Raw genomic sequence first — 23,385 nt, 5'->3', positions numbered from 1 at the left:
GGGCAGTGGTCGGCAGATCAAACTCAAGGCATAAGCGCCAGTCGTACCTCGGGCCAGACCACCGCCCGGGGCGGCACCCGACCATCCTCACAGTCGAACCTGGTTGCCACTGCTCGGAATTGCTTCAGCTTCGCGAAGCACCGCTCGATAACGTTCCGTCCTTTGTAGGTGGTCTTGTCGAAGGCCGGCGGTCGCCCGCCGCGGCTTGCGCGGCGGGCGCGGTTTGCCATCTGGTCGCGGCGTTCGGGGATGGTCGCTTTGATCCGTCGACGCCGCAGCAGGTCGCGGATCTTCCGGGAGGAGTAGGCCTTGTCGGCCACGACCCCGTCGGGCCTGGTCCTCGGCCGCCCGGTCCCGACACGCGGGACGCGGATGGCATCGAGGACGGCGGGCAGCATCGTGCAGTCGGCAGTGTTGCCGGTGCTCAGCACAATCGACAGCGGCAGGCCCCGGCCGTCGACCGCCATGTGGATTTTGGTGGTCAGCCCGCCCCGGGACCGGCCGAGCGCCTCGCGGCGCGCAACTGCTGCCGGATCATCCGATTCGTCCTCGGGCTGATCCCCTTTTTGCGGGCGCCGGCAGCGTGCTGGTGGGCCCTCGCGACCGTGGAGTCGACCGAGACCGTCCACTCCACGGTCCCCACCGCGTCGTTGCGGACCTGGACCTCCCGCAGGAGCGCGGCCCAGGTGCCGTCCTTCTCCCACTGGGCGAAGCGCCGGTAGACGGTCTGCCACGGGCCGTACCGCTCGGGCAGATCACGCCATGGGGCACCCGTGCGCAGCCGCCACAGCACCCCGTTCACCACCTGACGGTGATCCCGCCAAGGACGCCCCGCACCATCCCGCTGCGGCAGCAACGGCTCAATCCGAGCCCACGCAGCATCCGTTATCTCTCCACGACCCACCACAAGATCAATTAGCACGCAGACTTTTGCGGCGCAACAGGAGCAAAGGCGATCCCGCCGAGGCGCGGGCGTCTACGCCCGGAGTACTCCCTGGCTGGCATCAGCCGGCATTCGCCGCCGGTCCGGGCGACGAACACTGGAGCCCCGGCGGGCAGCCCGCCGTCCCTGCCGAACTCGAACACATACCCGTCCTCGCCAGACGCCCACTCGTCCCATCTGAGTGTCCAGCCATCGTCTGTCCACCCCCGGATCTGACCGCGCAGGTAGGCGCGCGCGAGTCGCTCGGCCTCCCCCACCGTCACGGCTTCCACCACGCCAGTTCGCTCCCACGCCGCATCCGTCAACTCACCTCTACCAGCCACGTGATCAATTATGAGACACGGCCTAGCTGCAAAGTGGCCAACTACCGCGCAAAGTAACATCGACTGAGCGACTGGCCTGTGACTGTGCACCGTAGATGGCCAGATTTTTCCCGCTACTTGGCCACCGGAGCCAGAGCCCGCCTCCCGTGGCGATATCGTTCTGTGGCACGGCTGCCCAGCGCAGCCGCCGCCTGATCTGGTCCCGGGCGGTGGGGTGCCGGGTGTTGTCTCAGTTGATCTGGTCCGGTGATGCCGTTTCGAACTGGTACCAGGGCCGGGTGGTCAGCCACGACTGGTAGTCCCTGAAGATCCTGGCGAGGCTGTCCGGCTGCTCTCGCGCGTCGAAGAACTCGGCGAGGAGTCGATGGAGAGTGATCACGGCCTCGGTGTCGGCGTGGCGTCCGAAGCAGGCCGTTCAGCTGCGGCTGTGGACTACGGAGGTACGACATCACGCAGAGATCGCAGTAACGAACCCTGATGGCGCTTCTTGAGTGGCCCTGGGGTGGAGCAGGTGCGAGGGCCGTGGTGGTGTGCACGGCCCTCGCATCGGGTGTGGGGCGCCCCGTTCCCGCCCTCGTCGTCCGGATCTGCACATGGTGGTGAGCTGTGCGGTGTGCTCTGTCACCTGTACGCGATGCTGAGCTGCACTGTTGGCGAGGAATCGAACCCCTGCGTTGCTCTTCACGCGCCAAGGGCCGGATAAACCGCCGACCCGCGGTGTGTGCACGCCTCCGTGACGACTACCTGCTTCCCACACCCAGCTTGTGGGGTCAGTCCTCGATCAGGTCGATCTCCCAGTTGGTGCGCTGGATCAGGGTGTCCACCTCGCGGATCTCCTTGGCCAGGACGTCCGCCTGGGCGCGGAGCTCGGCGACCGGCAGGGCGGAGAGGATCCTGAGTTCGGACCGCAACTGCCGTACGGCTCCGCGCTGGTCGCGTCCGGAGGCGGCGTCGGCGGCCGCGGTGGTCACCGAGTGGCGCAGCCGCAAGACGTCCCGGCGGGCGAGGGCGTCGGTAAGAGTGCCGCCGCCCTCGATGAGCACGGTGGAGTTGGTCCGGTTGATCTGACGGATCAGCCGCTCCAGCTCGTCCAGCACCTCTCCGGCCTGGGCCAGGACCTCCGCCGCATTCTCGGCCGGTTCCTCGCCCTCCTGGTAGCGGGCGCTGCCGACGACGCGCACCCGCAACTGCTCCACCCGCCGCACCGCAGCCGCGCGCTGCGCGAGCGCTTCAGCCAGTTTCACCGCGTCATCACCTCTACGTCCTACTGATCGTCCGGTAAGTATGCACGTCGGTGCCTGACGGCGCGGTTCGCGGGGCGGGGCCGGCCGGACTGACCCGGCGGGCACCGGGCGGGTTCATGGAATGGTCACGCGCTCACCGCCTGCGGGTCGCGCCAGGTGGGCGTGTTCGCGCCGGTCAAGCGACGGGCCATGACCTGGGTCATAGCCCAGTAGACACGCGAGGCGGGGAGGAGGACGGTCGGTGCTCGTAGTCGCGGACCAGGCGCCGGTGCAGTAGCAGGATCCCGTAGGTCTGCTCGACCCTCCAGCGTTTCGGCTGCGGAACGAACCCCTTGTCCTGCGGGTTGCGTTCGACGATCTCGACGTCGATGCCCAGGCCGGCGCCGTGCGCGACTACCTGCTTCTTGAAGCCCTGGTCGACCAGCGCCTTGCGGACGGTGCCGCCGGCGTGTTCGGCGACCTGGTCCAGAAGGGCGATGCCCGCGGCGTTGTCGTGCGTGTTCGCGGCCAGGACGATGACGGCTATGACCAGGCCCAACACGTCGACGGCCAGGGCCCGTTTGCGACCGGGAACCCGTTTCGCCGGGTCCCGGCCGGTCGTGAAGGCGGGGACCCCGGCGGCCACGTGGACGCTCTGCGTGTCCAGGACCACCAGGGTCGGGTCCTCTAATCGGCGGGCCCGCTCGCGGACCTGGCAGCGCAGGAGTTCGTGGATGACCTGGTCGGTCCCGTCGTCGCGCCAGGCGGCGAAGTAGTAGTACGTCGCGCTCTTCGGCGGCAGATCGTGCGGGAGGTAAGCCCACTGGCAACCGGTCCTGCCCTGGTAAAGGATCGAGTTCACGATCTCCCGCATCGCATAGGCGCCCTGATGGCCGCTCACAGACCGATGCCGGTCCTTCCACGCTGTGATGACCGGCTCGATCAACGACCACTGCTCGTCGGATAAGTCGCTTGGGTACGGCTTGCGTTCACTCACGCCGCCAACCCCAGCAGAGCAGCGGCGCCGAGCGAGCGAACTCCAGTCCACACTCACACCATCAGGTGACACCAGAACCAGTCAAATACTCACAAACCGACCTCTGAGTGGGCGTTTAGGGACGGTTCGCGGTGAAAGTCGCCTCGATAGCCAACATCTTCGACATGATTCGCACCTTACGTTCACCTTCGCCGCCTTCCGGGCGCCAACCTTCGTGATCGTTTGATCCGCTTCTCGACGCTGGATCCCGTCTGGTTTAGCAATAGAGGGAAATGTTCCTTCCAGTGCGGAGCTTCCGGGCATTTCGCGCCATGCACCTTGGCGACGAATGCGACAAAGCCGATCAAAACACTCGTCGCAAACCATCCCTAAACGCCCACTGAACTCAGAACAGGCCCTAGCCGCCTGGCGGGCCCTGCTGGCCGGGCGCGGCGTTTCCGGCGGTCGGCTGCTGCGCGGCGTCGACCGCAGGGGCAACATCCGCGAGCAGGCTGGCGCCCGGCACCGTGAACGACATCAGACCCGCGTACCGTCTGCCCGCGGTCTGCGGTGTCGGCCAAAATGGCGGCGACGGCCACCACGCGCTTCGCCAGGCTGCGGCTGATCGCCCACATGCGGGGCGCCCTGTGAGCTGGTGCATCCTGACCAGCCACGTCGCCCATGACGGTGAGGGGCGTTTGTCGGTGACGATCTGCCACCATCGGCCGAATGGGTACGGCGTGTTCTGGCTCGCAGGCAAGGAGTTGCCGACGTCGGCGGCTGCCCGAGGCCCAGCGGGCTGCTCGGGCGGTCAGTTGATGACGGTGTTGAAGGAGAAGACGGCGCCGGCGAAGGCGGCTTCGCCGGCGAGGATGGTGTTGGCGGCGGAGCGGCTGCCGAGGTAGGTGAGGATGCCAGCGCCGGTACCGGCGAGCGTGCCGAGCGTCAGGATCACGGCGGTGCGCAGGCTGACGAGCGGCTTTCCCACCCTTTCGGTTCTATCCCCGTGACATCGTGACGAGGCGTGTGTCCATCGGGTTGGCGTGGGGCTGGTCGTCGAGAAGTGACAGCTATTTGACCTCAAGGTCAAAAATGCTGCTACGGTAGCGCCATGGGCAGGCCGAAGCAGTTCGATCCGGACGTGGCGGTGGAGCGCGCGATGGGCGTGTTCTGGCGCAAGGGGTACGCGGCGACGACGCCTCAGGACCTCGTGGATGAGATCGGCATCGGCAAGGGCAGTCTGTACAACGCCTTCGGCAGTAAGCACGCATTATTCGAACTGGCGCTGGCGCGCTACCGGGACTCGCAGGCCGAGTGGCTGGAGGCGCTTCTCGATCATCCCGGTTCGGCGAAGGATCGGCTGCGGGGTGCACTGGAGGCGCTGGTCGAGCTCGACTTGGGCGATCCGGATCGGCGCGGCTGCATGGCGGTCAACACGGCTGCCGAGTCGGCCCTCGCGGACGCCGAGACGGCCGACACCGTGCGCAAGATGTTCGCGCGCACGGAGAGCGCGTTCCGGGCGACCGTTGAGGAAGGCCAGCGGGCCGGCGAGATCGACGGCGATCGTGACGCGGCGGCGTTGGCCGCCTGGCTGCTCGCGACGGTGATCGGTATGCGGGTACTGGCGAAGACCGCCAAGGATGCCACGCGGTTGAGGCGGATCGTGGACGCGGCGATGGGGTCGTTGTAGTTCGCGCTGCTGGCCGGAGGCCCCTTTTTGTGGACTAATTTTGTACCTGTAGTTCAAAAATCTGCAAGGAGTCTGACATGGAGCTCAATCTCGTCGGGAAGACCGCGGTCGTCACTGGGGCCAGCCGAGGTGTCGGCCTCGCGATCACGCGGCAGCTCGTCGCCGAGGGGGTCCGAGTGGTCGGCGCGGCCCGCACGATCACCGCCGAACTTAAGGAGGCCGGTGCCCACCCGGTCGCGGTCGACCTGAGTACACCGGAAGGCGCCGAGGAGTTGGGGGCCCAGGCGCTTGCAGAACTCGGCGGCGTGGACATCCTGGTCAACAACCTAGGCGGAGGAGACGCGTTCAACCTGCACGGGTTCCTCGCGACCGACGACGCTCTGTGGGCGCAGAGCTTCGAGGTCAACCTGTTCGGTACGGTCCGGGTCACCCGCCGACTGCTGCCGAGCATCCTGGAACGCCGCGGTTCGGTGGTGAACATCTCGTCGATGACCGCGCGCCTGCCGGGCACGGGCCCAATCGAGTACGGCGCCGCGAAGGCGGGCCTCAACGCGTTCGGCAAGGCACTGTCCGAGGAGTTCGGACCCCAGGGCGTACGCGTGAACACCGTCTCCCCCGGCCCGACACGTACCGGCATGTGGGAGGACGACGACAGCTTCGGCGCCCGCCTTGCCGAGGCGAAAGGCGTCGGGCACCGCGACTTCGTGTCCGGGGTGCCTATGGCGATGGGCATGACCACCGGCCGCATGGTCGAACCCGACGAGGTCGCGGCCGTCGTCGCGTTCCTCGCCTCAGACCGCGCGGCAAGCATGACCGGCGCCGACTACGTCGTTGAGGGCGGCGGCATCAAGACAGTGTGAGGCGTACGACCGGGGACATTGGCATACGCTCGGGACCCGGAATGCGGGTCTTGGGCGAATGCCGGTGGCATCCTATGCGTCCTCGCCGGCAGCCAGGTCGTGGAGCGGCCGCAGCCCGAGGGCGGTGTCGGCGCTGGTCCAGCGTCCGCACTGCTCAGCGGGCATGGCGTGATCCTTCAGCTAGGGACTGGCCAGCGGCATCCGCCGGGGTGCGTGGGCCGGGCACGGAGACTGGCAAGACGAGGTCGAGCCGCTTGCCCAGCGGCTGCCTGCCTCTGGCCTGCCGCAACGTCGCACTGACCGCTGACAACGTACTCGCCTGGCAACGCGAACTCGGGCGCCTTGAACGCCGGCTGTCCGCCCGGCCACCCCTGCCGCCCCGGCTGCTCACGCTCGGTGTTGACGAGACATCGAGTGAGAGTCCGGCCGGAGGGATCGTTGAGGAAGTCTGCCAGGGAAGTCATGGAAATCTTCGAGGCTCTGGACGCCACCGAGTGCGTCCACTCGGCTGCCGCACTGGCGGGAGTCGACCCGAAGACCGTGAGCCGGTACGCACGGATGAGGGACCTGGGCTTCAGCGGGACCGCCCGGTCGGTGCGGCCGAAGCTGATCGACTCGTTCGTCCCGAAGATCGAGGAGTGGGTAGAGCGGTCGCAGGGCCTGGTCCGACCGGTGCAGGTACGCGTGGAGCCGCAGTGCGGCGGGGTTGGGGCGGCGGCCCCTTTGAACGGTTGACCGAGTAGCCGCTCGCTGTCGGGCCCCCGTCACTCCGAGTCGGCCGCGTCGCTGGGAATGCTGTCCTTGATCCCGAGCTTCGATTCGATTCTGCGGTCGTCCAGTCCGTGGCGATGGCCTGCTGCGCAGCAGCGAGGGTGGTCTTCCCCTTGCAGATCGCGGTGTGCAGGTGCGTCTCGACGCTGTCCTTGGGGTTGTTCGGGCCCTTGCCCGGAACATGACCCGGCGACGGCGGCTCCACCCACAGGTTCCGCGGGTCGTTCGGGTCACCGCCCAACTGCAAGCTGATCAGGTGGTCGTACTCACCATCACCCATCGGACCCGTGTACCCGTACGAGGCGGCGTTGGCCGACTTCTCCTTACCAGTGATGTTCACCGGCGGGCGGATCGTGGAGGTGTACCCGCCCGGCTTGCAGATCGTGTCCTTGATGTTGGCCTGGGTGACCGCCGGGCTGACCGCACCCGGCGTACAGGTCGGATCCGGCAGCGGCTCCTTCGCGGCGGTGTACCGGTAGTGGCAGCTTCCCGCCGCGGGCTGCGCGGCGACCGTATAGGTTGCCTGCGGCCCGGCCCCCGTCGGAATGCTTCGAGCGGCGGCTGGGGTGCCAGAGGCGGCGGTCGGCGCCGGTGCGGCATGGTCGTCGGACTTGACTTGGTGCGTCGCGGGCTTCGAACACCCGGCGGCCAGCAGTAGAGCTGCTGCGGCCAGGGCGATACGGGCCGGGTGCTGCACAGGTCCTCCAGGGGTGGTGTGACTGTCGATCAGGTAGCGGGGTGATTCTGCCAGGCGGTCCGACGTCACCTTTCACTCCGTGGCGTGAAGGGTGACGGACACCCTGGACGCGGTGACCACCTGCTTGGTACCCGGTCAGCTCATCGGGGCAAAGCTCACCCTGCTCTGATGAAGCAGTTCATCGCTGACCGGTCGAGGGCTTCTGGTCACTCCTGCGACTTTCGGCAGCTCAGGGCGCCTCGCAGGAGTCGCCAGCCTCCGGTCGGAGCGGTTTTCGCCGCTACGAGATCGCGGCGGGGTGGCTGAGAACACAGGTCACCCCTGGGGGAACTGGCCCTGGTCCACATCGTCGGCGCGGCCCGCTATTGTTCCCCGACGAACGAGGCGGGGAGAAGCCGTGAGCTTTCTCGGGATGTGGGTGCTGGCGCCGGTGCCGGACGAGGTGGCGGCCGCCATCGCGCCAGTGCTGGGACCGACGATCGAGCAGCAGCGCACCCGTACCCAGGAGTTGTGGCGACGCTGGAACGCGGCGCCGGAAAGGGTCGGCGTGCGCACGCTGCGCTGCGCCGCGCAGGGGGCGCAGATGGACCTGGACGCTGACAGCGAGGCCTTCCAGGAGCTGTCAGCCGCCTGCCCGCTGGACGAGTACAGCGAAGAGATCTACGCCGCCTTGGACAGAATCCCCACCCATTGGCGGCACCTGGCGCTGGCCCCGGGCTGCCGCAAGGGCTTCCCGGCAGCGGCCCTGGCCCACGGCCTGGGGCCACGCCGCTTCGCGCTGCTACCCGGCTGGTTCGGCGACATGGTCCTGACCTCCCAGCAGGTCCGCAGTGCCCTGCCTGACGTGGTCGCGGCCCTTAACCTGGGGGAGGAGGAGCACCCTGTGGTGGAGCAGCGCGTAGTGGAGTGGTTGTGCGACAGCGGGGACGGCGACGCTCGGGAGGCGGCGGTGATGCTTGAGGGCATCGTGCCGCTGTGGCGGGCGGCTGTGGATGAGCAGGCGGGCATGCTGGGCTGCATGTTCATCCCCGGCTGATTCAAAGTCAGCCGGGCCGTGGCCGGCGTCGTCGGGGCGAGTCCTATCCCGCTGTCAGGTCCAGCGGACCGGTGGTAGACACGAATCGACCGCCTTCCCGCCCCGATGCGAGCGCGGGGGCGGGCCCTGGACGCCGGCCCGACGCGATCAGCATGATCCCCGGCCGCTGCAGCCTCGGGCTGCCCGCGTTTTCCGAACCCGCCACCATGTCACCGCTCCTACCGAGACCGGTGCTGGCGGCCGCCCCCGACGGCAAGACACCTTTCGCACACAAATGGTCCACCTTTTGAGCACTCTCAAAATTTAGGAGCGGAACATTCCGTTCTGGAATTTATTCCTAGGTTTACTCAATTGTCGCGACTTGATGCAAATGTTCTCAAAGGGGGCAATATTCAAAATAGCTTGCCAGGAGTCGTTGGAACTTGCATCATCTAGAGGCAAGAAGGTTTCTAGGCGAACGTCATTCAGGTATTTGGAGGGGGAAATGCACGTTCTGAAGCATCGAGCTATCGGCCAGGCCGTTGCGGTGATCATGGGAATTGGTGCGGCTGTCGGGCTCGCAGCTCCGAACGCATCAGCGACTCCGGGGCACAGTTCGGCCCTAGTCTTCCCGCACGACCCTGCGCACCCTCACGCGCATTGGTTCGTGCAGCGCACCGTGTCGGCTCCGGCGGTGGGGGCTCCGTCTCCGAGGTTGGGGAATGCACCAGCCGTCGCCTCTCCTCGCGGCGGAAACGTAGCTGTGTCGACGGGTTACGAGAGCCAGGTGTGCCACACGGACAACATCGATGAGGTGACCGGCGGGGGTCCGATCACTCTGACCCTCACCAACTCCCGCGCCATCGCGTCCTCCTACACCGCCAGCGCCACCGTGACGGCGAGCATCATCAGTTCGGCCGTCGGCTTCAGCGTCACGAATACGTACACCCAGACTGAGAGCGGGGCCTACACCGTTCCGGCCCTCAAGTGGGGAGGGATCATCGCTCACCCTCTCTACGACGTCTACGGCTTCGAGGTCATCGACCCCAACTTCAACGCTGTTGTCGGCTACGGGGAAGCTCTCCGCCCTGCCGGCTTCTGCTATGAAACCTGGGCCAACTGAGGCATCATCGACAGATGCAGCGGTTGAAACTCTCTGCGGGCGCGGCGGTCATGGCGACCGCCGCGCTCGCGGCGGCGTGCACATCCTCGACACCGTCCGGTACTCCAGCATCGTGGAAGCTCGCTGAGCTCCCCACTGTCCAGGCGGCCCCGACTATCCAGGCTACGATCGACGCTCCTCCGTCGAACGGACACGCCAAGATGGTGGGACTGGTCGATATCGGCGAAGTCAGCCTGGTTCTGGCAGTCAGAGGGGACTTTTGCGAGGCATACCTGGTATCAGATATTCCAGGTAAGAACTTGCCTACTGCACCCACATCTGTCGGTGCAAAAAGACCATCGCCAGCAGAATCATCGGACAGCCACGATGCATTTCCCGGCAGTGCCCTCTCCGGCAGGTACACGCAAGGCCATATACTTGCGTCCCCCTATTTTGGCTATGTAGACCTCGGATGCTCAGAAGAAGCCATTGCGGTCCGCGTCCAAGGTGTGCCAGCGCAGGAAGCGATCCGCCCGGTGGGAGCCACCGTGCAAACACGCCGCATCGATGGAAACCTTCTCATCAGCGTGGGTCCGAGCGACCTGCGACAGATCCCCCCGGCCTCCCTTTGATGTCGACCGCGTGTCCGGAGGCCCGGTAGATCGGTCGGGCCGGCAGACGACCCACCTACGCCGTCGGCCCCTCGTCCTCGAATCGCGAGGGGCCCGGCCATCAGCGTCTCGGCGGCCTGGAAGGCGCGGGTCACATCGACGGTCTGACCGTAGGGGCGCAGTGGTCCTGGGGCGGCCCCTCCGCTAGATGATCTATTCCAAGGGATCGTGGTGGTCACTGGTGGATAGCATGCGCGGATGTCCTCGGTGAACCTGCGTCGCTCAGTCCGTGCGGTCGTCCTCGACGAGGACGACCGGATCCTGCTGTGTCGCTTCGCTATCCCAGATCCGGTCGGCACGGTCGTATGGGCGGCCCCTGGTGGAGGCGTCGAGCTTGGCGAGACGCCGCTCGCCGCGCTCCGCCGAGAGCTGCATGAAGAGATAGGGCTGGCGATCGATACGGACCCGCCGCATGTCTGGCACCAGCAGGTCGTCGCGCCTGGGCACGCGTCTGGCTACGACGGCGTGGTCAACGACTATTTCCTGGTCCGCACCGCGTCGTTCCGTCCCCGAGGCGCGATGTCTGACGACGAGCTCGCCGCCGAGAACATCGACGGCTTCCGCTGGTGGCGACTGCGGGACATCGCCGACTACCGTGGTTCCGAGCTGTTCTCGCCCCGCGACCTCGCCTCACCGTTAGCGGCGCTGATCGCCGGCGGGGTTCCGGGCAGACCGGTGTCGCTCGGCCTGTGAACCCGGCGCCCGACCTCATCCGCCGCCTCGCCGCCGATGGCGACAGATGCGATGCGAATCTGCAGATTGCCTGCGCGCATGGGAGGAGGGAGTCCAACGTCGGTGTGTGAAGACAGAGTTGGACTCCCTCGCGACCGCACTCTATGTCAAAATCGACGATCTACTGAAGGATTTGCCGCAGCTCGCCCCGTGGCGGCCTGCCATGGGCATCGCGCCGCAGCTCAGCGACGCGGAGCTGGTGACCTTGGCGATGATGCAGGCGATGCTCGGTTTCACCTCCGAGGCCCGGTGGCTGCGGCACGCCCGCGCCCACCTGCGGCATCTGTTCCCCTATCTGCCCCAGCAGCCCGGCTACAACAAGCGGCTGCGCAAGGCCGCCGAACTCGTCCGTCATGTCACCCGAGTGCTGGCCCGCGACACCACACTGTGGAGCGACGACGTGTGGGTCGTGGACTCCACACCGGTGGAGTGCGGACGCTCCCGCGAGACCGTCAAACGCTCCGACCTGGCCGGATGGGCCCAGTACGGGTACTGCGCCAGCCACACCCGCTACTTCTGGGGACTACGGCTGCACCTGGTCTGCACCCTGCACGGCCTGCCGATCGCCTTCGCGCTGACCGGGGCCAAAGCCGATGAGCGCGAGACACTCCTGGACCTGCTCGCCGTCGAACCTCAGCTCACCGATGAGCGCCCGGGGCAGACGTTGATCGGCGACAAGAACTACTTCGGCCGCGAGTTCGAGCAGCAGCTGGCCGAGCTGGACATCCGACTGCTGCGGCCGGCCCGCAAGGGCGAGGCCGAGCGGCCCGGATCACAGCTGTTCAAGCCGCTGCGGCAGGTCATCGAATCGATCAACGAGACCTTCAAGGGCCAACTCGACCTCGAACGACACCGCGGCCGCACTCCCGGCGGCGTGGCCGTCCGCGTTCTGCAACGCATCCTCGCGCTCACCGCCGCCATCTGGCACAACGATCACACCGACCAGCCGATCATGCGAGCCCTGACCGCCTACGACCACTAAACCCCTTGGAATCGATCATCTAGAGCTGGCGCGGCCGGACTGCGGACCGTACCGGCCGAGAAGAGTCGACAGCACCGTCGAAGGTGGTGACCGCACGAGGGGCTGAGCCTCAAAGACTCAGTTACATGGCCCTCGGGTCGCCACCTGCGGACTGTTGGTCCCCTCCCCGCATCGCCTGCAGCCACGCGACGGTTGCCGGGCGGTGGCTGATGTCGGTCAGCGGGCACGGATCGGTGCGTGGCGGTAGTGGCGGGCTGGTCGCCAGCCACCAGGTAGCGCCTGGCCCTTCGACACGCTGACGCTATAGGGAACTGGCCAGTTGCCCTCGGCCCTGGTGGTCACTGCCCGTACCGGGCCCGGGCACCTGCCGCGGCGGCCTGCTGCCAGGGGGACCGGTTGCCGGGCGCGGATCAGCAGGGGTGAGGAGCAGGGATGGCTCGCAGGGGCAACATCGCCCTGGTGGACCTGGGTTCGGGGGCGGTGCTGCCGGCCCCGAAGCCGCGGACGCCGCACACCATGGACGGCTCCTACACGCTGAACGCCTACACCGATGACGCGCCGCTGTACTCGCTGGCGCTGTCCGGGGCGGAGTGGGCGACGATCGACTGGGTGCGTTCGAACGGCGGGGCCGGTGCGGCGGTGAAGGTGACCGCCGGGGCCGCCGCCGAGGCCATCCACGTCACCGAGACCACGGCGAAGACGGCGCTCGCTCGCCTGGTGAAGCTCAACATCCTGCTGAAGACCTCGCCGCGCAGCTCGACCTACCAGCTCAACCCGCGCCGGTTCTGGGAGGGCAGCGGCGAGGCCCAGGTCCAGGCGTGCCGCAGACTGGACCCGCCGGCCATCACCCCGGACAAGAAGGCTATCGACGCGGCGAAGAAGGCCGCAGCGAAGGCGGAAGAGAAGGCTGCGGCGAAGACGCCTGGCCCGCGCCGCGTTGACAGCCGCACCACGACTGGAGGGACGAGTCGATGAGCGCCGCCACCCACGGTTACGGACACGGTCCTTTCGACCCGGAAGCCCTCGGGATGCCGGCGGTCTACACCCTGAACTTGTCCGCTGCCCAGCGCAGCATCCTGGAGTGGCTGACCAGCCAGGGCGCGGTGTTCGATCCGATTGCCGCCGACGTGGAGCAGATCGCCCACGACTGCGGCACGTCCGTGTCGACCGTCTACGAGTCGCTCGCTCGCTTGGAGTCGCTTAATCTGGTCGACCACCCGGACCCGGGAAGCTACCGCATCAACCCCAGGTATTTCTTCAGTTCCAATCCAGAGATCCGCCGCTTGGTGGGCGAGGCGCTGGCAGCTCCCGAGATCACTCCCGACGCCAGGGCCGAAGCCCCCCGCAAGGTCGGGAACACGGACGCCAGGCGCCGACGGACCATCAAGGCAGTTCGGGACGAGGAGTAGAGCCGCAGCGTGGTTCCGTACAGGACACGTCGACTGCCTGCTCACCGTCCGCTTTGGCCCTGCTGGCCCGGGCCAATGCGCAATCACCGGTGATGGCGGTTCGGCCCGGGCCAGCAGGGCCAACCGTCGGGAGCGGGCTCGCCTGCGAGACTGGAGCCATGACCCCTGACCGTCGCAGCCTGGGGCTGCCCGCGTTCTCCGAGCCCGCCACCGACGCTCTCGTGCCCGCTCAGTCCGGCGGGCGCCAGCTGCTGCCGGTGGAACAGGGCGCCGACTTCCGCCAGCCGCCGGGCGAAGACATCCCGGCGCCCAAGCCCGCCCGCCGTTCCCTCGTGGCTGGCGGCCTGACGTTTTCCGACCCGGACCGGCAGGTCTGACCCGCGACCGAAACTCTGGACGTGGGCGGGGCTCGGGGTCAGACGGCGGCGCCGCGGATGCCGGAGACCTCTGACAGGTAGCCGGTGAGCGGGCGGTCGTCCAGGTCGACGGCCCAGAAGACGCGGCCGAAGAGAGACGCCTCGATCCGCAACGCCCGGGTGGACGTCGGTCCACCCAGTCCTCAGCAGCATTGCCAGTGCCCCGTCAGCGGGGCCGCCCCACAGGCCGTGGTCGTCCATGGAGGGCAGCATCCTAGCAGGCACTGACACCCCGTCATCTCGGCTGACCCGCGTAGCGGCCGGAGGTTCTGCGGCTACGGGCGCGCGGGGTCAGAGGGGGATGATCCTGGTCAGTCGCACGACGTGGTTGTTCGTGTCGATGACGTACTCGACCAGGCCGCGTCCGTGGGGGATCGGGAGCCTGCGCCAGTCGCCGGCGCTGTCGCGCCCGGTGCTGTCCTCGAGCCAGGGGTTCTCGGCGATCGCGACGGTGAGCGCGACGATCGCGCTGAACAGGTCGACCGCCAGGCTCACTGACCGAGACGACCACACCGGACGAGGTGCTGCGCGTCACCGCCGCACTGGAGGCGGCCTGGACGGGCGACGCGCCGACCCGGACCCCTGCAGCGCCATGAACTGCGGACTCACGTGCTCACAGGGACTTTGAAACGGCCCTGACCCGGCACCGCCCCCGGGAACCGGCGAAAGCGATATAACGGGCACACACTCAACCCGCCAGCCGCTGTGAAACAACGAGGCAGGCGCAACGGCATGGCCGGTCGCCGATCGCGTAAGTCCACTGATTCACATCGGACTTGCTCGTTTAGAAACCCATGCCCCACCCGTGAAATCTAGGGCTAGTGTTCTGCCCAACCACTCTCGAAGGCTCCGCCATCGCGGACCGCGGAAAGGAAGAGCACTCCCATGGCACTGGCATACCGGCAGTTCGGCGAGGCCGAGGCGGATCTCCTGGTCGACTTCCTTACTCGGCAGAGCTGGCCCTACCACGTGTTCGACTCACTAAGCGAGGAGCTGGTGCGGACGAACCTGGCCGAGGGCTACTACGGCAGTGAGTCGACGCGCACGTTCTGGATCACTGACGGCAAGGAGCGGGTCGGGTTGATCCGGCTTGAGGATCTGGAGGGCAGTACGCCGATGTTCGACCTGCGGCTCGCGGCCGAGCACTGTGGCCGCGGGATCGGCGGGCAGTCGCTGGGCTGGCTGACGCGTTATTTGTTCACCGAGTTCGATGAGATCTCGCGGGTCGAGGGCACCACGCGGCAGGACAACACGGCCATGCGCCGGACCTTCCGAAGCCACGGCTATGTGAAGGAAGCGCACTACCGCAACGCGTGGCCCAGCTCGACCGGTGCTGTGTACGACGCGATCGGTTACGGCATCCTGCGGCGGGATTGGCTCAGCGGTTCGCGAACCCCGGTGCGCTGGGACGATGAGCCGACTGTCGAAAACTGTTGATCTGCCCGTTTTTTGACTTTCGATGCCGGAAAAGACCGGCAACTCCTCCGACAGGAGGACGGACTGTGTCGAGGGCCCAGGCGCAGTAGCGGGAGGAATAGCCCATCACGGGCGGGTCGCCCTTCTTGCCCTCGGTCGGCGGCAGCCCGTAGGCGATTCGCTGTTCGTTGGTGAGCAGCACCCGCTCGACGGTGTCCCAACAGCCGGTGCGGGCGGTCGGCAGGCTGTCGGTCATGATGATCCCGGCCCGTCGGACCGAGCTGATCGCCGCTCACCTGGATGACCCGATCCAGTCCTCCTCGATCCCCTCGCCCGATGCATCGAAATCGCCACAGTTTCTCCGGGGCGCCGCGAGCGTGCAGTTCGAATCCACGCAGCTCAGAAGCGGTCGAGACGACCATAGCGGGTGCAACAGCTGTGGTGCACGAGGCTGGCCGCAGGTGCACTCGTCGGCGCGAAATTCGGCCGGGTCATTCCTGCGGCATCCAGGCTCGTCCGGCGCCCTCAGCGTTGACCCCCGCTCATCAGGCCGAAGCACCCTCGACCGACAGCATGCGGTGCTGTTGGGCGGAGCCGAGCCGACGGTCGAACCATGCACGGGTACGGCGGAGCAGGTCGAGTTGGTGGGCCCGTTCGGTGATCCTGTGCCCCTCTCGCGGGTAGACCACGAGCTCGTGCTCGACACCGAAGTGTCGCAGGGCCCGGTGGAAGAGCACGGCCTGACTGACGGGGACGTTGGTGTCCTCCTCGCCGTGCAGGATCAGTACTGGGGTGCGGATGCGTGCGGCGTAGGAGGCAGGGCTGACCCGGTCATGGGCATGCGGGCCCGGTCCCTCCCAGCCGCAGCTGCCGCTCAGCGCGGACTCCCGCTCGGCTCCTTGGTCGCCGAACGCTGTCTGGATGCCCCAGTCGCTGATCCCGGCGCCCATCAGCGCGGCCTTGAACCGGTCGGTCTGCCCCACCGCCCAGGCGGCCATGAACCCTCCGTGGCTCCAACCGCCGATCCCCAGCCGGTCCGGATCCGCGACCCCTTCCGCGACGAGCACGTCGATGCCGTCGGTGATGTCGGTCCACTCGGCTCCGCCGACCGCGCCCGCCACCGCTGCGGCAAAGGCGTGGCCACGGCCCTGGCTACCACGCGGGTTGGGCAGGAAGACGGCGTAGCCGGCGACCGCCAGCCACTGCGCCGGTGGTAGCGCGATGTGGAACTGGAACTCGTCGGTGTACCGCCCATAAGGACCGCCGTGGACCAGGGTGATCAGCGGGAACGGCCCGTCTTGGCGACTCGTACCGGGTGGCAGGAGCAGCAGCCCGTCCAGGGTGAGGCCGTCCGAGGCCTTGTAAGACAGGCGTTCTTGGTGGCCCCACCGGATCTCGCGGACCTCGGGGCGCGTGTCGCTCACCCTGGCGAGGGGGGCGCCGGGCGGCCCGGCGTGGACGTCTTTCGGCTCGCTGGCTGTGCCTGCCAGTATGGCAACCGCCTCGCCGGTGCGGCTCGCGGTGAGGGCGTGGGCGATGCCCTGTCGGGTGGCCACCCGCCGGAATGCCTCGTCCTCTGGATCCAGTCGGAACAGGGCGGTGTCCAGCCCGTCGGCGAACAGTGCCAGCGGCGTGCCCTGGGCGACCTGCACGAGTTCTGTCGGGCACGCGGCCATCCCTGCGGTCAGGTTGCGGTGCTCCGCCGGCGGTCCGGCATTCGGCACGGTGATGTCGAAGACGGCCGTCCCGCCGACCGGCCCGGGCGGTGTGATCGCCAGATAGGACAGATGCCACGCGTCCCCGGAACGCCACCAGGTCGGTGAGCAGGCGTCCGCACCGGCCGGTCCCAGGTCGTGCACCTTGGAGGTGCGCGGATCGACCAGGTACAGTTCCGCGGCGAAGGAGCCGGAATCCTCCTCCGGGTCCGCCCAGCTGAGCACTGTCAACGGGCCGCCGTCCGGCCGCTGTACCACCTCCACCACGTGCCGCTCACCGAGGCCGACTACCAGGCGCGCCTCACGGTTGTCGAGGTCGAGTAGCCGCAGTCGCGCCGGGTGTGAACGCTCGCCCCACACGAATGCGTCATCGCCCTCAGCCTGTCGGCGCTCATCCTCGGCGTCGGGTTCATCGACGCCAGCCACGGCGACCGTCCTGCCGTCGGCCAGCGGCCGAAAACCGGCAACGCCGCCGCGCCAAGCAGTTACCGCCTCCACCGACCCGTCATCGAGCCGTAGGCGGTGCAACTGCCGACCGGTGACGAAGTACAAAGACCCCGAGTCCGGAGCCCACTGCGGTGCCCCGACCCACGCCCTACCGTCCGTCAACTGCCGCGGAGCCGAACTACCGGCGGCATCCGCCACCCACAGCGCACTCGCCAAGCCCCCTCTGACGCCAACGGTCTTCACCACGTAGGCGACCAGGCAACCGTCCGGCGAGATCACGGGGTACAGCGGCGCCATGCTGTCCACCACCAACTCAGCCAACAACTCCATTGACGCCTCGGTCACTTGGTGCCCCCATCCGCAGCTACGTGTCCACACATCCTGCCGCACGAGGCAGAACTCGAATGCCGTCAGGGGCGTTCAGCAGCCACCGAGGTTCAGAAACAGGTACATACCGGTTGCCGGTGGTGTGGGTGGCGAGCACGTCGGCCCGCCAGGCGCGCTCGGGTCCGGCTTGTTCGAGCTCGGCCATCCAGCCCGGCACCTGGCGGCAGCAGTCGGCGAGGTCCCGTTTCAGCTGGCGGTGCTGTTCGGTCTCCTCCCGCAGGGAGCATTCGGGGGCCCCGGGGTCATGGGCGAAGTACCGCAGGCGGTTCGGCGAGGGCTTCGGGCACAGGGCCCAGCCGCACTCGGGGCAGGTCAGCGGCACGCGGGGTCTGGCGCGGTGGATCTGCTCCCAGGTCAGCCAGCCCTCGCAGCCGAGCCAGACGGCGCAACGGCCGCCACGCACCGGCCGGGGCCGTACAGTCCTGGCCATGACGACCGACACCTCCGCGTCGTGGCGCGAGATCGAACGCACCACCGTGTTCAGCAAGTTCGGCCGGTCCGTGGACCGCGTCGAGTTCGAGCTGCCCGACGGCAGAAAGGAGGAGTTCTACCTCAAGCGCGAGTGTCCGGGCGTCGCGGTGCTCGCGCTCACCACCGACCAGCGTGTCATCCTTGCCCGCCAGTACCGGCCCGGACCGGACCGGGTGCTCTACGAGCTGCCCGGCGGCGTCCTCGAACCGGGAGAGGATGCGCTGGACGCCGTCGTCAGGGAGTTGCTGGAGGAGACCGGCTACCAGGGCGAGGTCCACGCCGCCGGACCGTACTGGCTGGACGCCTACTCCAATGTCCGCCACTTCGCCTTCTTCGCCACCGGCTGCGTCAAGGTCGCCGAACCGACCCCGGAGCGCACCGAGTTCATCGACGTCGTCACCTTCGGCCTGGCGGAGTTCCGCAGCCGCGTGCTCCGCAGCGGCGAGATGACCGACACCGCCGCCGCCTACCTCGCCCTGGACGTGCTGAACCTCCTGTAGTCCCCCGGGGCGGGCGGGCCGGCGCCCTGAGCTTGTTCTTTATCCCTTCCGGTCTTGGTGGTCGGCCATGGTGAGGTCGCGTTTGACGGTTTTGCCCACGTCGTAGCGAGGTGCAGGTCGGCGGTTCTTCGACCCTGGTGGCCGTCCGGGGCCGGGCTTTGCGGGTTTCGGCGCTCTGGCCGGGTGGAGCGTGGTGGCGCGGATGTTCCTGAACCCGCGTCGGACGCGGGCGGGGGTGAGCCGGCCCGGGGCGGCCGGCTTCTCCCAGGGGCGGCGAAGGTCCTCGGCGAGGCGCCGGGCCAGCCGGAGCTGGGTGTGGGCCGCGATGACGATCCAGGTCCAACGGTCGGCCGCGTCGGGGGTGCGGATCTTGGGGCGGGTCCAGCCGAGGGTCTGCTTGAAGAGCCGGAAGGTATGCTCGAGGTCGAATCTGCGCAGGTAGGAGCGCCACCAGCGGTCGATATCGGCAGGGGTGGCACCGGTCGCCGAGGACCACAGCCACACGGGGTCGGGGTTGCGGTCGCCGGGTAGGTGGTCGACCTCCAGGCGGATCAACGTGCCCTCGATAACCGGGAGTTCGCCGTCGTGGTCGAGCCAGCAGGTCCGGTGGGTCAGCCGGGGGTGCAGCCGGTCCCAGCTCTGGGCGGTGGCGGTGCCGTAGCGGGTGGTCTCGGTGGTCGTGGTGTGTTCCGGTTCGGGCCAGGTGGCGGGCTTGGCCAGGGCGAACTCGGGACCGTGCTTGGGCGGACGGCCGTTGGTACCCGGCACCCGGGGCGGCCTCGGACGCCGCAGCACCCGGTCCGAGCGAATCCTGCCGAGGACCTCGATGGGCAGGTCCGCCAGGACGAACGCGAGCCGGGTCACGTCGTACCCGGCGTCCATCACGATCAGAACGTCCGGATCGCCGGCCTGCCAGTGCCCGGCCGTGACCAAGCGCTCGACCACGCCGCGCAGTTGGTCGGCGGTCACCGCAGTCGCGTCGTCCTCGGGGCCGAGTCGGACCACGTCCAGGATCCCGGTCCAGGACGTCCGCCTGGACTCCAGCGCGACCACGAAGGAGTACGGCCAGCCGGGGATCAACTGCGAACTGCTCTTCGCTCGCCCGTAGACGTGGCAGAACAGCCGGTCCGCACTGGTCGCGGCATCCGAGCGCAGCCACGGGCTGACATCCACCGCGAGCACGATCCGGCCGTCGCCCGTCCTCGGCAGGGGCAGAGCAGCCAGGTCGGCGCGCAGCCGGTCCACCTCAATCCGGCCGCAGTTCAGCCCGTCGTACAGGGCGCCGTGACCGCGCCGATGTTCGGCGGTCAGCGTCAGGTCGACCAGTGACTTCACCGGTCCATCGGCGCACAGCAGCGCGTCGGCAAGCTCGAACAGCGCGTCCGCCCGCGCGGTGAAGCAGTCGTACAGGTCGGCCCGGAAGCCGGACAACACGGACAGGGACTCGACGCGGTCAGCGTCATCCAGCACACTCATACCCACGGCTCTTGTTGTGATCGCTGCGCCTCTTGGTCGAAGCACATGATCACGCGAGAGCCGTTCTGCTGTCCGGAGAACGCCAAAACCCATGGTCGGCCCAGGCTGACCACGCGCCAGAGGATAAAGAACAAGCTTAGGGCTGTCCCGTAACTGTTGGTCGCGGGTGAGATCATCTTGCGGTGGCTGGTGTGATGACGGCGTCGGAGCCGTCTTGGATAGCCCCGTTCACGGGGTTGAGCCCGCGGGACTTCCGCAAGCTAATGACGGTGCTGCGCCGCGAGGGCGCCGACACCGTCAGGCCGGGCCGACCCTGGAGCCTGTCGTTGGAGGACCGGGTCCTGCTGGTCACCGCTTACTGGCGAACGAACCTGACGCTGCGGCAACTCGCGCCGCTGTTCGGCGTGTCCAAGTCGGCGGCCGACCGCATCATCGACCACGTCGGCCCGCTGCTCGCGCTCAAGCCACGCCGCCGCTTCCGCAAGGACAGCGTGCTGATCGTCGACGGCACGCTGGTCCCCACCCGTGACCACACGATCGCCGCGCAGTCGAAGAACTACCGGTACTCCACCAACCACCAGGTCGTCGTAGATGCCCACACCCGCCTCGTCGTCGCGGTCGGCACACCCCTGCCCGGCAACCGCAACGACTGCAAGGCGTGGGAGGAGTCCGGGGCCAAGGCCGCCGTCGGCACAACGACCACGATCGCCGACGGCGGCTACCCCGGTACCGGCCTGGTCATCCCGCACCGCCGGCCCAGAGGCGGGGAACTCGCCGACTGGCAGGCCGAGCACAACCACGACCACAAGCGGGTCCGAGCCCGTGTCGAGCACGTCTTCGCCCGCATGAAGACCTGGAAGATCCTCCGCGACTGCCGACTCAAGGGCAACGGGGTCCGACACGCCATGCTCGCCATCGCCCGACTGCACAACCTCGCTCTCACGGGATAGCTTCTGCCGCATACGAGACCTGAGAGGTCCCCGGCAGACGGCTCCCCCTTGCAGTCTCGGAGGAGAATCAGGCGAGGCAGAACTCGTTGCCCTCGATGTCCTGCATCGTGATGCACGACTCGTTGACGCCATCGGCACGCTGCGTCAGCACGTGTTTCGCGCCGAGCGCCATCAGCCGTGCGCATTCGGCCTCGAGTGTGGCCAGGCGCTCGTCACCCACGAGCCCTGTGCCGACCCGCACATCAAGATGCACCCGGTTCTTGACGACCTTGCCTTCGGGAACTCGCTGGAAGAGCACGCGCGGGCCCACACCAGAGGGATCAGCGCACGCGAAGTAGACCTCGTCCTCAGGCGGCAGCGAGTGGTGGTACTCCTCCCACGTGGCAAAGCCCTCCGGGACTGTCGGTACGACGTACCCCAGCACCTCGCACCAGAAGGCGGCGAGGCGCGCAGGTTCCGCGCAGTCGAAGGTCACCTGGAACTGCTTGATCGTTGACATCGGTGCACGATAACAGGGGCCCTGCTCATCTCCCCGGGCGGGTGGATCCAGACGTTGCCGGGAGGACGGCCCCTGCCATCCGCTGCTGTGTCGTGCGGTCATAGGGGTGAACCGAGGTCGGCGCCTCTTCCAAAGGGTGGGACCCAGGATCCGATCTCAGCCGACCACTATCGTGCCAAAGATCAGTTACGGGACAGCCCTTTGTCCGTGGCGTCCGGTGAATGCGTGGCGATCCTCGGCCATTCCGGCAGCGGCAAGTCCACGCTGCTGAACCTGATCGCCGGTCTGGACAAGCCCTCCAGTGGCATCGTGACGGTCAACGGCACGCGCGTGGATCAGCTCGGTGAGGCCGGTTCGGCGAAGTACCGCCGGGCCTCGATCGGGATGATCTTCCAGTTCTTCAATCTGCTTGATGACTTGACGGTGTTGGACAACGTCATGGTTCCGGCGCGGCTGGCCGGGATGGGCAAGGGTGAAGCGAAGCGGCGGGCCGTCGAGCTGCTCGGCTCGCTGGGTATCGACCGGCATGCCAAGGCCTACCCGCAGCGGCTGTCCGGCGGTCAGCGGCAGCGGGTGGCGGTGGCCAGGGCCCTGATGAACCGGCCGGCGCTGCTGCTGGCCGACGAGCCCACCGGCGCGCTGGACTCGAGCTCGGCCGAGGACGTGCGCCAGCTGTTGCTGGAGCTGGTGCGCTAGGACTCCGACGGTCTGTCCGCCGCCTTCGACGACCGGGGGCACGTCCTCGCCACCGCGGACTACTTCACGACCGACCGGCAGACGATCGTGGCGTACGTGCCGACGCGCGGCGTCACGACCGTGTACGACCTGATCGGCGACGCCTTCGCCTGGCTCTGTCTCCTCACCGTCACCGCGCTGGCGGCCGTCGGGCTGGTCCGCCCGTACCGTCCTGCGGGGGCCGGTGCGACGGACCGCGGGGCTCTCCGGGAAGCCGGCCGATGAGCACCCTCAGGCCCTTGGGCTTCTCCCCCCGAGCTCCGCACCGAGCCGTTACCGGCAACGCACGTCGGGGTGGGGACTGGCCTTGAGCACTGGCCAGGAATACGCTACCGACGTCAGTCGTCGGGCCTCTGACCAGCGCATTCACTCATCTCGTGCAGCATCGTGTCGCACCTCCTTCTTCTTCGCATCGACGCTCACCACCGGCAGGCCTTGCTCCAGGAAGTGTTCGACGGTGGTGCTGATGTGGCGGAACTGGGCGTCGCGGTCGGGCACGTGGCTGCCGGCCCGGGTCTTGGCCATGCCCTGCAGGCTGAAGCCCAGCCCGCGCAGCAGGTCGCCCACCACCGGAGCGCTGACCGGATGCCCTGCCTCAGTCAGTTCCCGGGCCAGGTCCCGAAGTGAGGCGGTGGTCCAGCGCAGCGGCGAGACCGGATCGCCCACCTCCCGGGGCTCGATCAGCGACTCCAGTGCCGCCACCAGACCAGGATCGCGTTCAGCGGCCGGCTTGCGCCCGCCACCGGCCCGACGCACCCGCCCCAGCACCTCCGCCCCGACCGCGAGCTCGTCGCATCCCCGGGCGATGGTCGATTCCGACACCTCCGTCAGCCTGGCGATCACCGCGATCCCACCATGCCCCAGAGCCTCGGCCTCCGAGGCCAGGTACAACCGGCGCTGCCGCTCGTCCAGATGCGGTAACACCGCAGCAAACTTCGCATCCAACACCGCCAGGACATCATCCGCAATCGCCACAGCA

24 protein-coding genes and 4 pseudogenes are annotated in these 23,385 nt (G+C 67.9%); 15 read left to right on the top strand and 13 right to left on the bottom strand.

Annotated elements, in window-relative coordinates; genetic code table 11:
• Positions 1-23: 23 nt before the first annotated feature.
• The 5 genes and pseudogenes from P3T39_RS31110 to P3T39_RS31090 all read right to left on the bottom strand — a co-directional run bounded on the left by P3T39_RS31110 (position 24) and on the right by P3T39_RS31090 (position 4,453).
• Positions 24-907 (bottom strand): IS5 family transposase gene (locus tag P3T39_RS31110; protein ID WP_280702556.1). Its coding sequence is split into 2 segments (ribosomal slippage): positions 24-550 and positions 550-907, totalling 885 coding nucleotides; the frame shifts between segments, so codons are not numbered across the junction.
• A gap of 588 nt (positions 908-1,495) precedes the next feature.
• A complete protein-coding gene (locus P3T39_RS31105) occupies positions 1,496-1,645 on the bottom strand; it encodes a hypothetical protein (RefSeq protein ID WP_280702555.1) in 150 nt (49 codons plus the stop codon).
• A 391-nt stretch (positions 1,646-2,036) separates the two neighbouring features.
• A complete protein-coding gene (locus P3T39_RS31100) occupies positions 2,037-2,510 on the bottom strand; it encodes a DIP1984 family protein (RefSeq protein ID WP_280702554.1) in 474 nt (157 codons plus the stop codon).
• Between the two features lie 125 nt (positions 2,511-2,635).
• Positions 2,636-3,486: pseudogene (locus P3T39_RS31095) on the bottom strand (IS5 family transposase).
• A 790-nt stretch (positions 3,487-4,276) separates the two neighbouring features.
• Entirely contained in the window at positions 4,277-4,453 is a 177-nt protein-coding gene (locus P3T39_RS31090) for a hypothetical protein (RefSeq protein ID WP_280702553.1), read from the bottom strand.
• Positions 4,454-4,576: 123 nt separating this feature from the next.
• On the opposite strand from P3T39_RS31090, the gene P3T39_RS31085 reads away from it, so the two are divergent.
• The 3 genes from P3T39_RS31085 to P3T39_RS31075 all read left to right on the top strand — a co-directional run bounded on the left by P3T39_RS31085 (position 4,577) and on the right by P3T39_RS31075 (position 6,750).
• Positions 4,577-5,155 carry a TetR/AcrR family transcriptional regulator gene (locus tag P3T39_RS31085; protein ID WP_280702552.1) on the top strand — a complete coding sequence of 193 codons (579 nt, stop codon included), beginning with the start codon at positions 4,577-4,579 and terminating at the stop codon, positions 5,153-5,155.
• A 77-nt stretch (positions 5,156-5,232) separates the two neighbouring features.
• Positions 5,233-6,015: an oxidoreductase gene (locus tag P3T39_RS31080; RefSeq protein WP_280702550.1), complete on the top strand. Its 783-nt coding sequence runs from the start codon at positions 5,233-5,235 to the stop codon at positions 6,013-6,015.
• A 462-nt stretch (positions 6,016-6,477) separates the two neighbouring features.
• Complete coding sequence (locus P3T39_RS31075) at positions 6,478-6,750, top strand: hypothetical protein (RefSeq protein ID WP_280702557.1); 273 nt, start codon at positions 6,478-6,480, stop codon at positions 6,748-6,750.
• Between the two features lie 91 nt (positions 6,751-6,841).
• Here the strand turns inward: P3T39_RS31075 and P3T39_RS31070 are convergent.
• Positions 6,842-7,441 (bottom strand): annotated as a pseudogene (locus P3T39_RS31070) (hypothetical protein); the annotation flags it as partial.
• A gap of 439 nt (positions 7,442-7,880) precedes the next feature.
• Between P3T39_RS31070 and P3T39_RS31065 the strand changes: the two are divergent.
• From P3T39_RS31065 to P3T39_RS31035, 7 genes are all read left to right on the top strand, one after another.
• Positions 7,881-8,519 carry a hypothetical protein gene (locus P3T39_RS31065; protein WP_280702549.1) on the top strand — a complete coding sequence of 213 codons (639 nt, stop codon included), beginning with the start codon at positions 7,881-7,883 and terminating at the stop codon, positions 8,517-8,519.
• A gap of 793 nt (positions 8,520-9,312) precedes the next feature.
• Entirely contained in the window at positions 9,313-9,621 is a 309-nt protein-coding gene (locus tag P3T39_RS31060; RefSeq protein ID WP_280702548.1) for a hypothetical protein, read from the top strand.
• An 848-nt stretch (positions 9,622-10,469) separates the two neighbouring features.
• Positions 10,470-10,964 (top strand): NUDIX domain-containing protein, encoded by a 495-nt coding sequence (locus tag P3T39_RS31055; protein ID WP_280702547.1) that lies wholly within the window; start codon positions 10,470-10,472, stop codon positions 10,962-10,964.
• A 106-nt stretch (positions 10,965-11,070) separates the two neighbouring features.
• Positions 11,071-11,985, top strand: coding sequence for an IS982 family transposase (locus tag P3T39_RS31050; RefSeq protein WP_280702546.1), 915 nt, complete (start codon positions 11,071-11,073; stop codon positions 11,983-11,985).
• 432 nt (positions 11,986-12,417) lie between these two features.
• Complete coding sequence (locus tag P3T39_RS31045; RefSeq protein WP_280702545.1) at positions 12,418-12,960, top strand: MarR family transcriptional regulator; 543 nt, start codon at positions 12,418-12,420, stop codon at positions 12,958-12,960.
• Complete coding sequence (locus tag P3T39_RS31040) at positions 12,957-13,394, top strand: helix-turn-helix domain-containing protein (RefSeq protein WP_280702544.1); 438 nt, start codon at positions 12,957-12,959, stop codon at positions 13,392-13,394. Before P3T39_RS31045 ends, P3T39_RS31040 begins: the two co-directional genes overlap by 4 nt.
• Positions 13,395-13,552: 158 nt before the next feature.
• Complete coding sequence (locus P3T39_RS31035; RefSeq protein WP_280702543.1) at positions 13,553-13,771, top strand: hypothetical protein; 219 nt, start codon at positions 13,553-13,555, stop codon at positions 13,769-13,771.
• Between the two features lie 330 nt (positions 13,772-14,101).
• Here P3T39_RS31035 and P3T39_RS31030 read toward each other — a convergent pair whose 3' ends face one another.
• A complete protein-coding gene (locus P3T39_RS31030) occupies positions 14,102-14,305 on the bottom strand; it encodes a hypothetical protein (RefSeq protein ID WP_280702542.1) in 204 nt (67 codons plus the stop codon).
• A gap of 390 nt (positions 14,306-14,695) precedes the next feature.
• Between P3T39_RS31030 and P3T39_RS31025 the strand changes: the two genes are divergently transcribed.
• Positions 14,696-15,247: a GNAT family protein gene (locus P3T39_RS31025; RefSeq protein WP_280702541.1), complete on the top strand. Its 552-nt coding sequence runs from the start codon at positions 14,696-14,698 to the stop codon at positions 15,245-15,247.
• Here P3T39_RS31025 and P3T39_RS31020 read toward each other — a convergent pair.
• The 3 genes from P3T39_RS31020 to P3T39_RS31010 form a co-directional block, all read right to left on the bottom strand.
• The gene (locus P3T39_RS31020) at positions 15,189-15,482 is read right to left on the bottom strand and encodes a hypothetical protein (RefSeq protein WP_280702540.1); all 294 of its coding nucleotides are present in this window, start codon (positions 15,480-15,482) and stop codon (positions 15,189-15,191) included. The genes P3T39_RS31025 and P3T39_RS31020 overlap by 59 nt on opposite strands.
• A 289-nt stretch (positions 15,483-15,771) precedes the next feature.
• A complete protein-coding gene (locus tag P3T39_RS31015) occupies positions 15,772-17,733 on the bottom strand; it encodes a prolyl oligopeptidase family serine peptidase (RefSeq protein WP_280702538.1) in 1,962 nt (653 codons plus the stop codon).
• Positions 17,734-17,752: 19 nt separating this feature from the next.
• Positions 17,753-18,205: a hypothetical protein gene (locus P3T39_RS31010; protein ID WP_280702537.1), complete on the bottom strand. Its 453-nt coding sequence runs from the start codon at positions 18,203-18,205 to the stop codon at positions 17,753-17,755.
• Between P3T39_RS31010 and P3T39_RS31005 the strand changes: the two genes are divergently transcribed.
• A complete protein-coding gene (locus P3T39_RS31005) occupies positions 18,204-18,746 on the top strand; it encodes an NUDIX hydrolase (protein WP_280702536.1) in 543 nt (180 codons plus the stop codon). The two genes, P3T39_RS31010 and P3T39_RS31005, sit on opposite strands and share 2 nt — an antisense overlap.
• Before the next feature lie 39 nt (positions 18,747-18,785).
• Here the strand turns inward: P3T39_RS31005 and P3T39_RS31000 are convergent, their stop codons facing one another.
• Positions 18,786-20,222 carry an NF041680 family putative transposase gene (locus P3T39_RS31000; protein WP_280702535.1) on the bottom strand — a complete coding sequence of 479 codons (1,437 nt, stop codon included), beginning with the start codon at positions 20,220-20,222 and terminating at the stop codon, positions 18,786-18,788.
• A 182-nt stretch (positions 20,223-20,404) separates the two neighbouring features.
• Between P3T39_RS31000 and P3T39_RS30995 the strand changes: the two genes are divergently transcribed.
• Positions 20,405-21,172: a transposase gene (locus P3T39_RS30995; RefSeq protein WP_280702534.1), complete on the top strand. Its 768-nt coding sequence runs from the start codon at positions 20,405-20,407 to the stop codon at positions 21,170-21,172.
• 67 nt (positions 21,173-21,239) lie between these two features.
• On the opposite strand, the gene P3T39_RS30990 is transcribed toward P3T39_RS30995, so the two are convergent.
• Positions 21,240-21,671 carry a VOC family protein gene (locus tag P3T39_RS30990; RefSeq protein WP_171166537.1) on the bottom strand — a complete coding sequence of 144 codons (432 nt, stop codon included), beginning with the start codon at positions 21,669-21,671 and terminating at the stop codon, positions 21,240-21,242.
• Positions 21,672-21,824: 153 nt separating this feature from the next.
• Between P3T39_RS30990 and P3T39_RS30985 the strand changes: the two are divergent.
• Together P3T39_RS30985 and P3T39_RS30980 are read left to right on the top strand one after the other, a co-directional pair.
• Positions 21,825-22,358, top strand: a pseudogene (locus P3T39_RS30985) (ABC transporter ATP-binding protein); the annotation flags it as partial.
• A 105-nt stretch (positions 22,359-22,463) separates the two neighbouring features.
• Entirely contained in the window at positions 22,464-22,631 is a 168-nt protein-coding gene (locus P3T39_RS30980; protein WP_280702532.1) for a hypothetical protein, read from the top strand.
• 171 nt (positions 22,632-22,802) lie between these two features.
• Here the strand turns inward: P3T39_RS30980 and P3T39_RS30975 are convergent.
• Positions 22,803-23,381, bottom strand: a pseudogene (locus tag P3T39_RS30975) (ISAzo13 family transposase); the annotation flags it as partial.
• Between the last annotated feature and the right edge of the window lie 4 nt (positions 23,382-23,385).

It is taken from the genome of Kitasatospora sp. GP82 (genome assembly GCF_029892105.1).
Taxonomy (GTDB): Bacteria; Actinomycetota; Actinomycetes; order Streptomycetales; family Streptomycetaceae; genus Kitasatospora.
This window is presented reverse-complemented; position numbering and strand designations above follow the sequence as displayed.

Coding starts and splice junctions, on each gene's coding strand:
- P3T39_RS31085 (WP_280702552.1), top strand. CDS start 4,577: ATGGGCAGGCCGAAGCAGTTCGATCCGGACGTGGCGGTGGAGCGCGCG.
- P3T39_RS31080 (WP_280702550.1), top strand. CDS start 5,233: ATGGAGCTCAATCTCGTCGGGAAGACCGCGGTCGTCACTGGGGCCAGC.
- P3T39_RS31075 (WP_280702557.1), top strand. CDS start 6,478: ATGGAAATCTTCGAGGCTCTGGACGCCACCGAGTGCGTCCACTCGGCT.
- P3T39_RS31055 (WP_280702547.1), top strand. CDS start 10,470: ATGTCCTCGGTGAACCTGCGTCGCTCAGTCCGTGCGGTCGTCCTCGAC.
- P3T39_RS31045 (WP_280702545.1), top strand. CDS start 12,418: ATGGCTCGCAGGGGCAACATCGCCCTGGTGGACCTGGGTTCGGGGGCG.
- P3T39_RS31040 (WP_280702544.1), top strand. CDS start 12,957: ATGAGCGCCGCCACCCACGGTTACGGACACGGTCCTTTCGACCCGGAA.
- P3T39_RS31035 (WP_280702543.1), top strand. CDS start 13,553: ATGACCCCTGACCGTCGCAGCCTGGGGCTGCCCGCGTTCTCCGAGCCC.
- P3T39_RS31025 (WP_280702541.1), top strand. CDS start 14,696: ATGGCACTGGCATACCGGCAGTTCGGCGAGGCCGAGGCGGATCTCCTG.
- P3T39_RS31020 (WP_280702540.1), bottom strand. CDS start 15,482: ATGACCGACAGCCTGCCGACCGCCCGCACCGGCTGTTGGGACACCGTC.
- P3T39_RS31005 (WP_280702536.1), top strand. CDS start 18,204: ATGACGACCGACACCTCCGCGTCGTGGCGCGAGATCGAACGCACCACC.
- P3T39_RS31010 (WP_280702537.1), bottom strand. CDS start 18,205: ATGGCCAGGACTGTACGGCCCCGGCCGGTGCGTGGCGGCCGTTGCGCC.
- P3T39_RS31000 (WP_280702535.1), bottom strand. CDS start 20,222: ATGAGTGTGCTGGATGACGCTGACCGCGTCGAGTCCCTGTCCGTGTTG.
- P3T39_RS30990 (WP_171166537.1), bottom strand. CDS start 21,671: ATGTCAACGATCAAGCAGTTCCAGGTGACCTTCGACTGCGCGGAACCT.